Source organism: Pseudoalteromonas fuliginea, assembly GCF_000690055.1.
In the GTDB taxonomy this organism is placed as follows: Bacteria; Pseudomonadota; Gammaproteobacteria; order Enterobacterales; family Alteromonadaceae; genus Pseudoalteromonas; species Pseudoalteromonas fuliginea.
This window is the reverse complement of record NZ_JJNZ01000009.1, coordinates 55,860-70,945: the sequence shown is the minus strand read 5'-3', so window position 1 is coordinate 70,945 and position 15,086 is coordinate 55,860. Positions and strand designations below refer to the sequence as shown.

The following is a 15,086-nucleotide window of genomic DNA, read 5'->3' as shown; positions in this document are numbered from 1 at the left end:
GAGAAAATTCTACGTTTGGCATCTATTATTTTTCGGGGGGATTACCCTTTCTCCCTACCTTCACGGTTAAGTATTCTCTAATATTAGACCTAATTGCCTACATTATTTATATAAAGAATAAATAATTAGGGCGTGTTGACCTTTCGTGATTGATTTTTCAGCCGTATGTTTGGTATTTAGGCAAATGTAGTGTGATTATTCCCCATAAATTTGGATAACGTAGCATAAATGCCAAATATGCGCTGCCCTTTGGATTCTTTCTAAGGACGATTAAGTCTTTGTTACCTACATAGATTTAGGTAAGGTGCATTAGCAGGACGCGGAAGATTTGCTCAATTTTTTTATTCTTAAATGAATATAAGCCAGTTGGCTAACGCAGGAGCAGTTACCAACAATCCCACTAGGTTACAAACCCCGCTCCGCGATTAAATCGCCCCTAGATTGAACAAACTTTAATCCTGAAAGATCAACATACCCTATTGTTCTAAATAAAAAATCCTTAACGACGTTACAGTGCAATTTAATTCGTTAAATTTCCCAAAGATTTATACAGGTTGGTCTAGGCATCATTACGTATAAAAAAAAGCAAGCTCGAAAGCTTGCTTTAACGTATATTTAAAGTAACCAAAAAATAGTTATACTTTAAGGTAGTCCATAATACCTTCTGCAGCATTACGTCCTTCAAAAATAGCAGTTACCACTAAATCTGAACCACGTACAATGTCGCCACCAGCAAATATTTTAGGGTTAGTAGTTTGATGTGTAAACTCACCTTGTTCTGGTGCGTTAATACCGCCCCAGTGGTTTATTTCTACATCGTATTTTTCTAACCAATCCATTTTGTGTGGTTGGAAACCAAACGCCATAATAACTTGGTCTGCTTCAATAACATGTTCTGAACCAGGTACTTCTTCAGCACGGCTTCTGCCTTTTGCGTCAGGTTCGCCTAATTTAGTTTTAACCATTTTAACGCCGGTTACTTTACCTTTATCGTTCAATACAATGCCTTTAGGCTGAACGTTATACGTAAATATAACGCCTTCTTCTTTCGCATTTTTAACTTCACGTTTAGAGCCTGGCATATTTTCTTTATCACGACGATAAGCACACGTTACTTTTGCAGCATTTTGTCGTATAGACGTACGCACACAATCCATGGCTGTATCACCACCGCCGAGTACAACTACTTTTTGATTAGCCATATCAATACACGGTTGTTTTGTCTCGTCGTAGCCCATTACACGGTTCGTGTTACCAATCAAAAACGGGAGTGCATCATGAACGCCTGGTGCATCTTCATTTTCAAGACCTGCACGCATACTCTGATACGTACCCACCCCTAAAAATACGGCGTCGTAATCAGCTAAAATTTGATCAAGCGTAATATCAACACCTACCTCAACATTTAACTTAAATTCTACGCCCATTTCAGTGAAAATTTCACGGCGCTTTTGCATTACTGATTTTTCAAGTTTAAAAGAAGGAATACCAAATGTGAGTAGTCCACCTATTTCTGGGTGACGATCAAACACCACTGGCTTAACGCCATTTCGTACTAAAATATCAGCACATCCTAAACCTGCAGGGCCAGCACCAATAATGGCTACTTTTTTGTCGGTCCATGTTACATAAGACATATCAGGCTTCCAGCCCATTTTAAATGCCTCATCAGTAATGTACTTTTCAATATTACCAATTGTTACCGCACCAAACTCTTCATCGAGCGTACACGAGCCCTCACACAAGCGGTCTTGTGGACAAACGCGGCCACACACTTCTGGTAAACTATTGGTACGATGAGAAAGCTCAGCCGCCTCTATAATACGGCCCGTGCGTATTAACTTTAACCATTGTGGAATGTAGTTATGTACAGGGCATTTCCACTCACAGTATGGGTTACCACAATCTAAACAACGGTCAGCTTGTGAGTTAACCTGATTCTCTGAAAAGGGTTCGTAAATTTCTACGAAAGATTTTTTACGTGACGAGATTGGTTTTTTGCGTGGGTCTACACGCTGCACGTCTATAAATTGATATACATTTTCGCTCATACTGCCCCCTTATTGCGCCTGAACACGTAGTTCGGCACTACTGCGAGCGCGATGCCCGAGTAAACTTTTTACGTCGCTTGATTTTGGTTTTACTAATTTGAACATCGGTAAGTACAATTCAAAGTTAGCTAGAATACTTTCTGCTCTGCATGAACCCGTAAGCTCTAAATGCTCAGCAATTAAGCCGCGTAAATGTTCTTGATGCGATGCTAATTCTTCAAGTGTAACCACTTCTACTAGCTCGGGATTAATGCGCTTTTCAAAATCATTTCGCTCATCTAAAATATAAGCGAAACCACCTGTCATACCTGCACCAAAGTTAACGCCTACGTTGCCCAGTACACATACAACGCCGCCAGTCATGTATTCACAACCGTTATCACCTACGCCTTCAACAACGGCTTGTACACCTGAGTTACGAACTGCAAAACGCTCTCCGGCACATCCAGCTGCAAACAATTTACCGCCTGTCGCACCATATAAGCATGTGTTGCCTGCAATTGTAGCTTTATGACTTTCGAACGACGAGCCAAGTGGTGGACGAATAACTAGCTTGCCACCAGCCATGCCCTTCCCTACGTAATCGTTAGCATCGCCAACCAATGTCATTTCAAGGCCACCTGCATTCCACACGCCAAATGATTGACCCGCAGTACCGTGTAATTCAATTACGACTGGATCCGCAGCCATACCTTGGTTGCCATATTTATCTGCAATATAGCCAGAAAGCATTGCACCAACCGATCTGTCTGTATTACAAATACGACTTACTAGCGAAATACCGCTTGAAGCGTCAATTGCTTCTTGCGCCTTAGCAAGTAGGCTCTCATTAAGCTTTCCTAAATAATGTGAGCTATTAGGCGCACTACAATAAAGTGTTTCACCAGTTGGGTTATTAGGCTGAGCAACTACAGAAGATAAATCAATTTTCTTCTGTTTTGCTGTTTTACCTTCAATTGCTTCAAGCAAATCTAAACGACCAATTAAGTCAGTTAAGTTTACAACACCCAAGCTTGCCATAATTTCACGGGCTTCTTGCGCTATAAACTTAAAGTAGTTCATCGCCATTTCTGGTAGGCCGTGATAATGCTTTTGGCGAAGTGTTTCGTCTTGTGTTGCAACACCGGTCGCACAGTTATTTAAGTGGCAAATACGCAAGTATTTACAACCAAGGGCAACCATTGGGCCAGTACCAAAGCCAAAGCTTTCAGCACCTAGAATTGCTGCTTTAATAATATCTAAACCTGTTTTTAAGCCACCATCTGTTTGCAGGCGAATGCGATGACGAAGGCCATTTTCAACAAGTGCTTGCTGTGTTTCAGCAAGGCCAAGCTCCCATGGGCTACCGGCATATTTAACTGAAGTAAGTGGGCTTGCACCTGTACCGCCATCATAGCCAGAAATAGTAATTAAATCGGCATAGGCTTTAGCAACACCTGTCGCAATGGTTCCTACGCCTGGTTCTGAAACCAGTTTTACAGAAATAAGTGCTTTAGGGTTTACTTGTTTTAAATCAAAAATTAGCTGTGCTAAATCTTCAATTGAGTAAATATCGTGATGTGGTGGTGGCGAAATTAACGTAACACCTGGCACCGAATAACGAAGTTTAGCAATATATGGAGTTACTTTTTCACCCGGTAATTGCCCGCCTTCACCTGGTTTTGCACCTTGCGCTACTTTAATTTGAATAACATCAGCACTACGTAAGTAATGCGGCGTTACGCCAAATCGACCTGAAGCGACTTGCTTAATACGTGAATTTTTTTCGGTACCGTAACGCAGCTTATCTTCGCCGCCTTCACCCGAGTTTGAACACCCACCCAAGCGGTTCATCGCAATTGCTAGCGCCTCATGCGCTTCTGGCGATAAAGCACCAATACTCATTGCGGCCGAATCAAATCGTTTATAAAGATTTTCTGCAGGCTCGACATCATCAATGCTAATGCCGGTTTCAGGCAATTTAAGCGAAAGCATGTCACGTAGCGTAGCAATCGGACGATTATTAACGAGTTTTGCATACTCACTGTAATCGCTGTATTCACCAGAACGAACTGCTTTTTGTAGGGTTTGGATTACATCCGGATTATAAGCATGATATTCGCCACCATGAACATACTTAAACAAACCGCCGTGGCTTAATAATTTACGTTTACTTAAAGCAAGTTTATGTAGGCTCTGTTGATCGTCATCAAAATCGGTAAAACAAGCACCCTGTATGCGACTTGCCACTCCTTTAAAACACATTTGTACAATAGCATCAGATAAACCAACCGCTTCAAACAACATTGAGCAACGATATGACGCAACCGTACTTATGCCCATTTTAGACATAATTTTATATAAGCCCTTGTTAATGGCTTTACGATAAGCAAGCGTTACTTCGCAATACGACTTATCAATAATTTTATTGTCGCTCATTGCAACTAACGATTCATACGCAAGGTATGGATAAATGGCAGTTGCACCAAAACCTAATAAAACTGCAAATTGGTGTGCATCGCGCACACTACCGGTTTCAATAATAATATTCGATTCACAACGAAGATTATTATCAACAAGACGATTTTGCACCGCGCCCACAGCCATAGCTGCTGGAATAGGTAAATTCGTTTCATCAAAGTTACGGTCTGTTAGAACAAGCATAATACAGCCCGATGCTGCTTTTTTCTGCGCAATATCACAAATTCGCGATACTGCTTTTTCCAATCCTTCTTCAACTGTATACGTAATATCAATTTTACAGTAGCTGTAATGTGCTTCATCAGCATTTAATAATTGCTGCATGTCTGCGTACATTAAAATTGGCGTATCAAACTGTAGGCGCTTAGCGTGGCCTGTTGTTTCGTTAAATACATTTTGCTCACTACCAATACAGGTTGCAAGTGACATTACATGATTTTCACGCAGTGGATCGATAGGTGGGTTTGTTACTTGCGCAAATTTTTGGCGGAAGTAATCATAAAGTGAACGATGTCCTTCACTAAGCACAGCAAATGGTGTGTCATCACCCATTGAGCCTGTTGCTTCTTGGCCGTTTTCACCCATTACACGAATAACGCTATCAAGCTCTTCGTTGGTATAACCAAACATTTTTTGATATTTAGCTAGCGTTTCATTATCAAAAGAACGATTACCGGCATCTTGCTCAGTAAGTTCTTCAAATGGAACTAAACGTTTAACATTTTCTTCAAGCCATGACTTGTATGGATGGCGAGATTTTAAATCTTGATCGATTTCATCCGAATGCCAAATTTTGCCAAGCTTAGTATCAATAACTAATAATTCACCTGGACCAACACGACCTTTTTCAACCACTTCATCAGCAGTGTAATCCCAAATACCCACCTCTGATGCAAGCGTAATAAAGCCATCTTGTGTAATTACATAACGCGCAGGGCGAAGTCCATTACGGTCAAGGTTACACGCCGCAAAACGACCATCCGACATTACAATACCTGCCGGACCATCCCATGGTTCCATATGCATAGAGTTAAAGTCATAAAATGCACGTAGATCATCGTCCATTGCACGGTTTTTTTGCCATGCAGGTGGCACAAGCATGCGCATCGCACGGAATAAATCCATGCCGCCAGCTAAAAATAGCTCAAGCATATTATCTAGGCTGGATGAATCAGAACCAGTTTCGTTTACAAACGGTGCCGCTGTTTGTAAATCAGGAATAAGTGGTGACGCAAACTTATAAGAACGCGCACGTGCCCATTGGCGGTTACCTTCAATGGTATTAATTTCACCATTGTGTGCTAAATAACGAAAAGGTTGAGCAAGAGGCCAACGCGGCTGAGTATTAGTAGAAAAGCGTTGATGAAAAACACAAATCGCACTGGTCATACGAATATCAGCTAAATCTAGGTAAAAGTTAGGTAAATCTGCAGGCATCATAAGGCCTTTATAGATAGTAACTAATCCAGACAAGCTTGCAATATAAAAAGCTTCATCATCAACAATACGCTTTTCAGCACGACGACGCGCTACATATAAGCGTCGCTCTAAATCTTTAGAACGCCAACCTTCTGGCGCACTAACAAAAATTTGTTCAAACCCAGGTAATTGTTGTACTGCTATAGGACCTAACATTGATGGGTCGGTTGGCACTACGCGCCAACCTAAAATATTTAGCGTTTCTTTTTCTAATTCTTCGCTAAGTATTTGTTTTGCAGCTTGTGCTAAAACAGGATCTGAATTTAAAAAAATCATACCTACGGCATAATTTTTACCTAAGTGCCAATTGTTCTCAGCCGCAATAGCACGAAAAAAGCTGTCTGGTTTTTGTAATAATAAACCACAGCCATCACCTGTTTTACCATCGGCAGATATACCGCCACGATGCTGCATGCGATCAAGCCCCGTAATAGCAGTACGAATAAGCCTATGACTAGCTTGACCATTAACTTGGGCTATTAAGCCAAAGCCACAATTTTCTTTTTCTAATTTTGAGTCGTATAACATAGACCCCTCCCCTTGCTGCACTGTTAGCGTGGATGAACTGCTCGACGATTTGCTAACAGACGGACAAAACTAGCCTCTATCGTAAATAGAGTCAATAGCATTTTGAATACATATTCACATTCTTGAATATTTCTCACTTCATAGCAAGATTTCTTTTTCATCATTATTTTTAACATTTAGTCGTATATTAGGCGTTATTTTTTCATGACACTGGTGTCAAGTTTAACATTTTGTAAAAACAACCAAGTAAAAAGCTACAGCTTACGTAAACGTAAAGCCCTCATTCAGTGAATAAATATTCAACATACACCGATAAAGTTAGTTAACATTTAGATAGTTTTGTGCTATTTCCGTAATTTTGAGGCTTAACCTCTCTTCTTTTTACTGGTCATTAGTATAGTTATTAATATTTGTGGCATTTTTAATCTCTTAATAGTGAATTTTTATTTACTAATGCGTCCACTGCGGACACTTTTATGTCCGCGGACATATAAAAAACACATAAAATAAAATTTAATTAACTAATTACAGTGAGTTACGCTTTGGCATGCTAATAGTATAGAGCTATACACATTCGTTAAGTGGAATAATTATGTTTATGCTTAGTTTATTTTTGATATCTCCTATTGTCGCTATTTGCACCGCAGTTTTTTTTCTACTGTGTGAAAAATATATAAAAGCCGTGTAGGAGAGCCTAATGATTAAAGATACCAGCGCACAAGACGTACAAGTAAAGGCACCTATGAACTATAAAAAATACGCGGTCATCACTGCGGTTATTTTCATTGTAGCCTCGACAATTGCTTATATTTTTTTAACGAGTCATAGCGCTAAAAGCTCTATTAGCCGCTCAAAAGTACAGGTTGCCAAAGTACACGTTAAAGCGCTCATTCGAGACATTGCCGCCAGTGGTAAAATTGTTGCTGCTAATGCTCCTAAAATCTACAGCCCAGAACATGGTTTTATAGATTTAAAAGTAAAGGCTGGCGATACAGTAAAGCAAGGGGACACACTTGCTCTGCTGCAAAGCCCTGAGTTAACTAACGAATTAAAGCAACAGGAGTCTGTACTTAAACGACTACAAGGCGAGCAGCAAAGGCAGCATTTGCAAGCAAGACGCCAAACACTCACTTTAAATAAAACACTTGATATGGCACAAGTTGAGCTTAACGCCGCTGAGCGCGAAAATCGCCGGGCGCAGTTATCAATACAAAAGCACTTAATTAGCCAAATTGATCTTGAAAAAGCAGTTGATGATTTATCACGTGCAAAGCTCACATATAAGCATGCACAACAAGAGGTATTGCTTGCCAAAGACACGCTCGCCTTTGAACTACAAGCAGCTAAAAGTGATGTAACCCGCCAGCAACTTATTGTTGATGATTTAATCAGAAAAGTAAGCAACCTATCTATTAAAGCTACCGTTACTGGGATCGTGGGTAACCTTCTTGTGCAACAAAAAGCCGCAGTGACGCAAAGCCAACCTCTTATGACACTCGTCGACTTAAGTAATTTCGAAGCGGAGCTTCAAGTACCTGAAAGTTATGCAAACGAATTAGGACTCGGTATGGAAGTAGAGCTTAAGTTAGGCAATGAAACAGTGATGGGGAATTTATCCGCCATATCACCAGAAGTTAATAATCGTGAAGTAACAGCGCGCGTTCGCTTTGATGGAGTTAGTAATAACATTCGTCAAAACCAACGCTTAACTGCACGTATTTTACTCGATAACCGCCAAGACATAATGCAAGTAAAACGCGGCGCTTTTATGCAGCAAGGCGGAATTGTAGCTTATAAGGTAGAAGGCAATATTGCAAAACGCATACCTATTACTATAGGCGCCACAAGCATTAACGCGGTAGAACTTTTAAGCGGTGTTAAAGAAAACGATGAAATTATTATTTCAAGCTACAGCGACTTTAAGCAAGCCGATACGATTTTATTAAATTAAACAGACGTTCTCAACCAACGCTAAAAATAATTAGGAACACCCATGTTACAAATGAACAATGTAAGTAAAGTATATCAAACAGAAATGGTACAAACCCATGCACTTCGAGACTTTAACCTGCAAGTAAACGAAGGCGAATTTATTGCTGTTACCGGTCCTAGCGGCTCAGGAAAAACAACCTTTTTAAATATTGCAGGTATGCTCGAGCCTTTTAACGAAGGTGAGTACCTGTTGGATGGTGTTAATGTTGGCAGCTTAAACGACAACCAACGTGCTGATTTACGTAATCAAAAAATTGGCTTTATATTCCAAGGCTTTAATTTAATCCCTGATTTAAATTTATATGAAAACATAGAAGTTCCTCTTCGCTATAGAGGGATTAAAGCAAATGAGCGAAAACGTCGAATTGAGCAATGCCTTGAACAAGTTGGTTTAGCATCTCGCGCTAAACACTTACCTCAACAACTCTCTGGTGGCCAGCAACAACGTGTGGCAATAGCCCGTGCGCTTGCTGGTGAACCTCGTTTTTTACTAGCCGATGAGCCAACAGGTAACCTTGACAGCTTAATGGCTCGCCAAGTTATGGAGTTACTTGAACAAATCAATCGCGACGGTGCCACTATTGTAATGGTAACGCATGATAGCGAATTAGCCCGCCGTGCTCCGCGTAATATTCAAGTAGTTGATGGGCAGCTTGCCGACTTTACGCTTTATCAGGGCGCGCAAACTATAAAAACAGCATCGGGGGTTTAACTAATGTTTATTCATTATTTAGATTTAAGTTGGCGCAGCTTCAAGCGCACCCCACTGGTTAGCTTTTTAATGGTACTTGCCATTGCGATAGGTATAGGCATAACAATGACCAGCCTTAGTGTTTATCATATGATGTCGGCCGATCCTATCCCAGAAAAAAGCAGCCAACTTTACAGTGTGCAATTACAAACAATGGACGATGGTAGTACGTGGTGGACAGAAGATAACATGCCACTGCAACTGACCTATCAAGATGCTGAGAACTTATTAAACGCGCCCACGTCAGAGAAAAAAGTGGCTATGATGCGTACCGGCTTTTCAGTTTATTTAGATTCAGATAAAATAAAACCCTTTATTGGCAGTGCACGGATGACAACGCCTGACTTTTTTAGCATGTTTGATTTGTCATTTTTGTACGGTGGGGCTTGGAGCAAAGAGCAAGAAAACTCAGCTGCACCTGTGGTTGTTATTACCCAAGAGATAAACGATAAACTATTTGCAGGAAAAAACTCTGTCGGAGAACTGATTTACTTAGATGATGCAAGCTACCAAGTAGCTGGTGTTATTAACCATTGGCCTCTCAATATTAAATATTATGATTTAAATAACGGTGCATTTAATCAAGTAGAAGAGTTATTTATGCCCTTTAGCTTAATAAAGGCAAAAGAGCTCGTAAGTTGGGGCAATAGCAATGGATGGAAGCACGAAAACACACCAACCTTTGCAGATAAACTGCAATCTGAGCAAGTATGGATCCAGTTTTGGGCAGAGCTAAATACGCTTGAACAAAAACAAGCCTATCAAAATTACTTATTAGCCTATATGCAGGAACAACAAAAACGTGGGCGATTTAATCGTAAAGAACTTGAGTATAAACTTCGCGATGTAAACCAATGGATGCAATACAATAACGTCGTCACCGAAGACAATAAAATTTTAGTGGGCCTGAGCTTTATGTTTTTAGGTGTCTGCTTAGCCAATATTTTAGGTTTACTTTTAGCCAAGTTTTTACGCAGAGCGCCAGAAGTAGGTGTAAGACGCGCATTAGGTGCGAGTAAAAGGCAAATATTTTTACAGCACTTAGTTGAGGTCGCCATGCTTGGCTTTATAGGTGGCATGCTAGGAATTGTACTAGCACAACTTGGCTTAATGGGCGTAGGGCAAAGCTATGACTACTATGAAAATTTAGCGACAATGGATTTAACCATGCTATTGAGCGCCCCATTGATTGCAATTACAACCTGCATTTTGGCTGGTTTGTACCCTGCTTGGCTAGTGTGTAAAACCAACCCTGCTATTTATCTTAAGAGCCAATAAGGAATGTCACAATGTTAGAAATAAAACCTATATTTAACGCCTTATGCCGCTCAAAGGTGGGCGCTGTATTACTGCTAATTCAAATTGCAATTACCACAGCCATAGTCAGTAATGCTGCATTTATCATTCAAGATAGAATTAGTTATTTAAACCAAGAAACGGGCTACCCTGAACAAGATATATTTAAGTTTAATGTAATGACCTTTGGTACTGATATTAACTTAAGTCAGCAGTTTGAGCTTGATGAAAGCATGCTTAGAAAAATGCCAGGCGTGGTCGATGCCGCATTAAGCAGTAGTATTCCACTATCAGGGAGTGGCAGCGCTTCGAGCTTTAATTTAAAACCTGCCCCACAAGAAGGCCTAAGTGTCAGGGCCGCTTATATTTTTATAGACGATCATGCTATTAATACCTACGGCGTTAACTTAATTGCAGGGCGAAACTTTACCGAAGATGAAGTGCTCGTTACAAACGAAATTACACAAAAGCGCACCAACGTCACTATAGTCACTAAAGCCCTACTTGATGAGCTCTATCCTGATGGAGATGGTTTAGGGAAAATAGTTTATTTTGGTGACCTACCACTTAAAGTTATTGGCGTGATCGGAAAAATGAAAGGCCCGTGGCTCAAAGACAGTAAACCCGATAATTTTGCGTTTATTCCTTATATTAAAGCAGAAAGTTATACACAAGTTGCCGTTCGTACAGAGCCAGGTCAGCGAGCAACTGTAATGAAAGAAATAGAAAATGCCATGCTTGCAAATTACAGTAAGCGCGTTATTAATAACATTAAAGGGCTTGATGAACTAAAAAATGAGTACACCGCTCAAGATCGCCTTATGATGCGCATGCTCATAGTATTAATCACTATTTTAGTGCTTATAACCGCTCTCGGTATTTTTGGCTTAACCTTATTTAATATTAGCAAACGTACTAAGCAAATTGGTACACGCAGAGCACTTGGCGCAAGAAAGTCAGCTATTGTTAGCTACTTTTTAGTAGAAAATGCATTAATTTGTAGCCTAGGTTTAGCCTTAGGTGTAGTAACAGCAATACTACTTGGGAAAATGTTAATGCAGTATTTTTCTGTAGCCGCACTACCGCCAAGTTATATAGCCGTTACCGCCATTGCCGTATTATTAATGAGTTTACTTGCAGTATTAGCGCCAGCTAAACGCGCTGCCAATATTTCGCCCAGTATCGCAACTCGCACTATTTAATTATATTTAAATCACTATGCTACACTGCTTAGTAAGGCAGTGTAGCCATCAAAAAATTATAAAAATAACCTATGACTCATAAAATACTCATTGTTGATGATAACCAAGCAGTACTCGACGCACTTTCATTGTTGCTCGAGATCCACGACTTTTCGGTAGTCACTGCAACAAATCCGTTTGATGCTCTGCAAATAGTTCGCTATCAACGCATTGAGCTTGTAATTCAAGACATGAACTTTACCAGTGACACGACCTCTGGCGAAGAAGGTAAAGCGTTGTTTTATGAACTACGAGAAATAAACCCACACTCACCTATTATACTTATTACAGCCTGGACCGAACTTGCCACCGCCATTGAGCTTGTAAAAGCAGGTGCTGCTGATTACTTACCAAAACCCTGGGATGATGCAAAACTACTAGTTTGTATCGGTAACTTAATAGAGCTAGGCAGTGCTAAAAAAATAGTGGCGACACATAATCGCCATCAACAAGAACGTGAAGGTACATTTAAAAATGCAGACCTTGCTGGGCTAATATTTAAAAGTACTGCGATGGAACGACTGGTTACTATGGCGCTACAAGTGGCTAAATCTGATATATCTGCATTAATTACAGGCCCTAATGGGAGTGGCAAAGAGTGTATTGCGCATATTATTCAAAAAAACTCCCCACTTGTATCGCAACCTTTTATTAAGGTAAACGCAGGTGCATTACCGCAAGAACTTATAGAGGCCGAACTTTTTGGCGCTGAAGCTGGCGCATACACGGGGATAACTAAACAACGTATTGGTCGATTTGAAGCAGCTGATGGCGGTACGTTATTTTTAGATGAAATTGGTAATTTACCACTTTCAGGACAAATAAAATTACTACGCGTACTACAAACCGGCGAGTTTGAACGTTTAGGCTCAACGCAAACACGAAAAGTAAATGTGCGCGTTATATCGGCCACTAACGAAAACTTACTACAAGCAATTGAACAAGGTCGATTTAGGGAAGACTTATATTATCGCCTTAACGTAATTGAGCTCAATGTGCCTGCCCTGTGCGAAAGACAAGATGATGTTTTAGCGCTTATTAGCCACTTTTTACCTCACCGAGAGTTGACTATAAACACAGAGCAAGCACTTCAACACTACAAATGGCCAGGTAACGTTCGAGAGCTAGAAAACGCTTGTAAGCGTGTAGCGGTACTAAAACCTACAGGTGCGCTTACAGTCGATGACTTTGCTCTTTCGTCACCGGTCTCTTCCCAACAAAAAGCAGAGCCGACCAAACAGGAAATAGAACACGCAATGCGCACTCATCAAGGTGTTATAGCCAAAGTGGCCCGTGAATTTGGTTTAAGCCGACAAGCACTTTACAGGCGGTTACAAAAAATGGGTATTGATTATTAATGCCAAACATTATTAGCAACTTTACCCTAAGCCAAAAGATTGTATTAATTTGCGGGCTTTGTAGCGCGCTGCCTGTTGTTATTATTGCCGCGCTAAGTGGCTTTGATATGTATTACACCCTGCTTTTAATATTACTAACGCTTACATTTAGCACCTTGCTTTCAAGAGCCATCACCAAGCCAATAAAGCTTGGCATGCAATCGCTCGAAACCGGATTACTTAATTTTAAAGATGGTGAGCTCTCCAGTTTGCTTGCGTATAAAAGTAATGATGAACTTGGAAAGCTATGCCAACTTTATAATCAAACCGCAAAACAGCTTCGCCAAGAAAAACAATGGATTTACCAGCGCGAGTTAATGCTTGATAAAGTATTGCAAAGCTCGCCGCAAGCGCTACTGCTGGTCAATGATAATAATACGGTGGTATTTAGTAATTTAATTAGCCGTAGCTTATTTAATAGCGCATCTCGCCTTGAAGGTATGCAACTAAGCAAGTTACTCGAAAATTCGCCTCTGCAATTAGTAGCAGCTATAGAGCACGGTATTGATGGCCTCTTTAATATAGAAATAGAGAATCAAGACTCACAAACTTGGCATTTAGCCACTGGGGAGTTTTTACTTAATAATCAAAAGCATCATTTATATATATTTAAACAGTTAACCCGTGAACTTAGTCGCCAAGAAGTTGCAGTGTGGAAAAAAGTAATACGCATTATTAGCCACGAATTAAATAATTCACTCGGCCCTATGTCATCCATGCTACACAGCGCACAATTGCTCGCAAATAAAGTTGATGAGCCTCGCCTTGCCCGTGTATTTGCAACTATTGATGAGCGAATTAGTCATTTAGCTGAATTTGTACAAGGCTATGGCAAGTTTGCTAAGCTACCTCAGCCACAAAAAACGCGGGTTAACTGGCAAAACACACTCAATAATTTAAAAAATCATTGGCAATTTAGCTACGAAATAAAAAATTCACACAATGAATTACAAGCTGATCAAACACAACTCGAGCAGCTGCTGATAAACCTATTAAAAAATTCACACGAGTCAGGCTCCAACTCAAATGAAATACATATTCAGGTCGAGTTTGTACCCCAAGCATGTGTTATAAATGTAAGCGACTGCGGCAAAGGAATGAGCGAGCAAGTAATGGCAAATGCTTTAGTGCCCTTTTATTCTACAAAAAGTACGGGGAGTGGTTTGGGGTTAGCCTTATGCAGAGAAATCGCAGAAGCACACCAAGGGCATATAAGTTTACATAACAAAATAGAGGGCGGCTTAAACGTGCAAGTGAGCCTTCCTTATTCATAAATTCACACAAATTAAAAACAACAAAGCCACTTTTAAAGTGGCTTTGTGTTTAAAGAGCTTAATAACCTGAGTTCAGGTTGAGTAATAAATTACTCTGCGTCAGCTTCTTTGTATTTAGCAGCAGTTTCTGTAATTAACGGCTGTAATTCACCGCGTTGAAACATTTCGATAATAATGTCACAACCACCAACTAATTCACCATCTACCCAAAGTTGTGGGAATGTTGGCCAATTAGCATATGCTGGAAGCTCAGCACGAATGTCTGGATTAAGTAAAATATCAACGTATGCAAATGGTTCACCACATGACATTAACGCTTGCGATGCTTGTGAAGAAAAACCACAATTTGGTAATTTTGGTGACCCTTTCATGAAAAGGATTATTGGGTTTTCTGAAATTTGCTGTTTAATTTTATCAATGGTTTCCATCTACAACCTCAAAGTAACGATAGCTAAATATATTTTGGTCTTGAAAATAACTCATCGTGACCACAAATATATAACTTAAAATGGGCAAATAAAGCCGCAATTGAAATAGTCTTTCGCAATAGCATTGCTGTTTGCTTAAACTTGAGTAAAATACTCAACAATTATAGTAACACTATATTACCGCTTGGT

9 protein-coding genes are annotated in these 15,086 nt (G+C 40.1%); 6 read left to right on the top strand and 3 right to left on the bottom strand.

Going from position 1 to position 15,086, the window contains the following annotated elements; genetic code table 11:
* Window positions 1-635: 635 nt before the first annotated feature.
* Both DC53_RS16650 and gltB read right to left on the bottom strand, forming a co-directional pair.
* On the bottom strand, window positions 636-2,051 hold the full coding sequence (locus DC53_RS16650; RefSeq protein WP_024598346.1) for an FAD-dependent oxidoreductase: 1,416 nt from the start codon (window positions 2,049-2,051) through the stop codon (window positions 636-638).
* Between the two features lie 9 nt (window positions 2,052-2,060).
* A complete protein-coding gene (gene gltB / locus DC53_RS16655) occupies window positions 2,061-6,518 on the bottom strand; it encodes a glutamate synthase large subunit (protein WP_033028624.1) in 4,458 nt (1,485 codons plus the stop codon).
* A gap of 697 nt (window positions 6,519-7,215) precedes the next feature.
* Between gltB and DC53_RS16660 the strand changes: the two genes are divergently transcribed.
* From DC53_RS16660 to DC53_RS16685, 6 genes are all read left to right on the top strand, one after another.
* Window positions 7,216-8,469: an efflux RND transporter periplasmic adaptor subunit gene (locus DC53_RS16660; RefSeq protein ID WP_033028623.1), complete on the top strand. Its 1,254-nt coding sequence runs from the start codon at window positions 7,216-7,218 to the stop codon at window positions 8,467-8,469.
* Window positions 8,470-8,511: 42 nt separating this feature from the next.
* Window positions 8,512-9,222 (top strand): ABC transporter ATP-binding protein, encoded by a 711-nt coding sequence (locus DC53_RS16665; protein WP_004335374.1) that lies wholly within the window; start codon window positions 8,512-8,514, stop codon window positions 9,220-9,222.
* Between the two features lie 3 nt (window positions 9,223-9,225).
* Window positions 9,226-10,539 carry an ABC transporter permease gene (locus DC53_RS16670; RefSeq protein WP_007375842.1) on the top strand — a complete coding sequence of 438 codons (1,314 nt, stop codon included), beginning with the start codon at window positions 9,226-9,228 and terminating at the stop codon, window positions 10,537-10,539.
* A gap of 11 nt (window positions 10,540-10,550) precedes the next feature.
* Entirely contained in the window at window positions 10,551-11,759 is a 1,209-nt protein-coding gene (locus DC53_RS16675; protein WP_007375843.1) for an ABC transporter permease, read from the top strand.
* A gap of 71 nt (window positions 11,760-11,830) precedes the next feature.
* On the top strand, window positions 11,831-13,156 hold the full coding sequence (locus DC53_RS16680) for a sigma-54-dependent transcriptional regulator (RefSeq protein ID WP_033028622.1): 1,326 nt from the start codon (window positions 11,831-11,833) through the stop codon (window positions 13,154-13,156).
* Window positions 13,156-14,469, top strand: coding sequence for a sensor histidine kinase (locus tag DC53_RS16685; protein WP_033028621.1), 1,314 nt, complete (start codon window positions 13,156-13,158; stop codon window positions 14,467-14,469). Before DC53_RS16680 ends, DC53_RS16685 begins: the two co-directional genes overlap by 1 nt.
* Window positions 14,470-14,558: 89 nt before the next feature.
* Here the strand turns inward: DC53_RS16685 and DC53_RS16690 are convergent, their stop codons facing one another.
* Window positions 14,559-14,897 carry a Grx4 family monothiol glutaredoxin gene (locus tag DC53_RS16690; RefSeq protein WP_004335359.1) on the bottom strand — a complete coding sequence of 113 codons (339 nt, stop codon included), beginning with the start codon at window positions 14,895-14,897 and terminating at the stop codon, window positions 14,559-14,561.
* Window positions 14,898-15,086 lie beyond the last annotated feature (189 nt).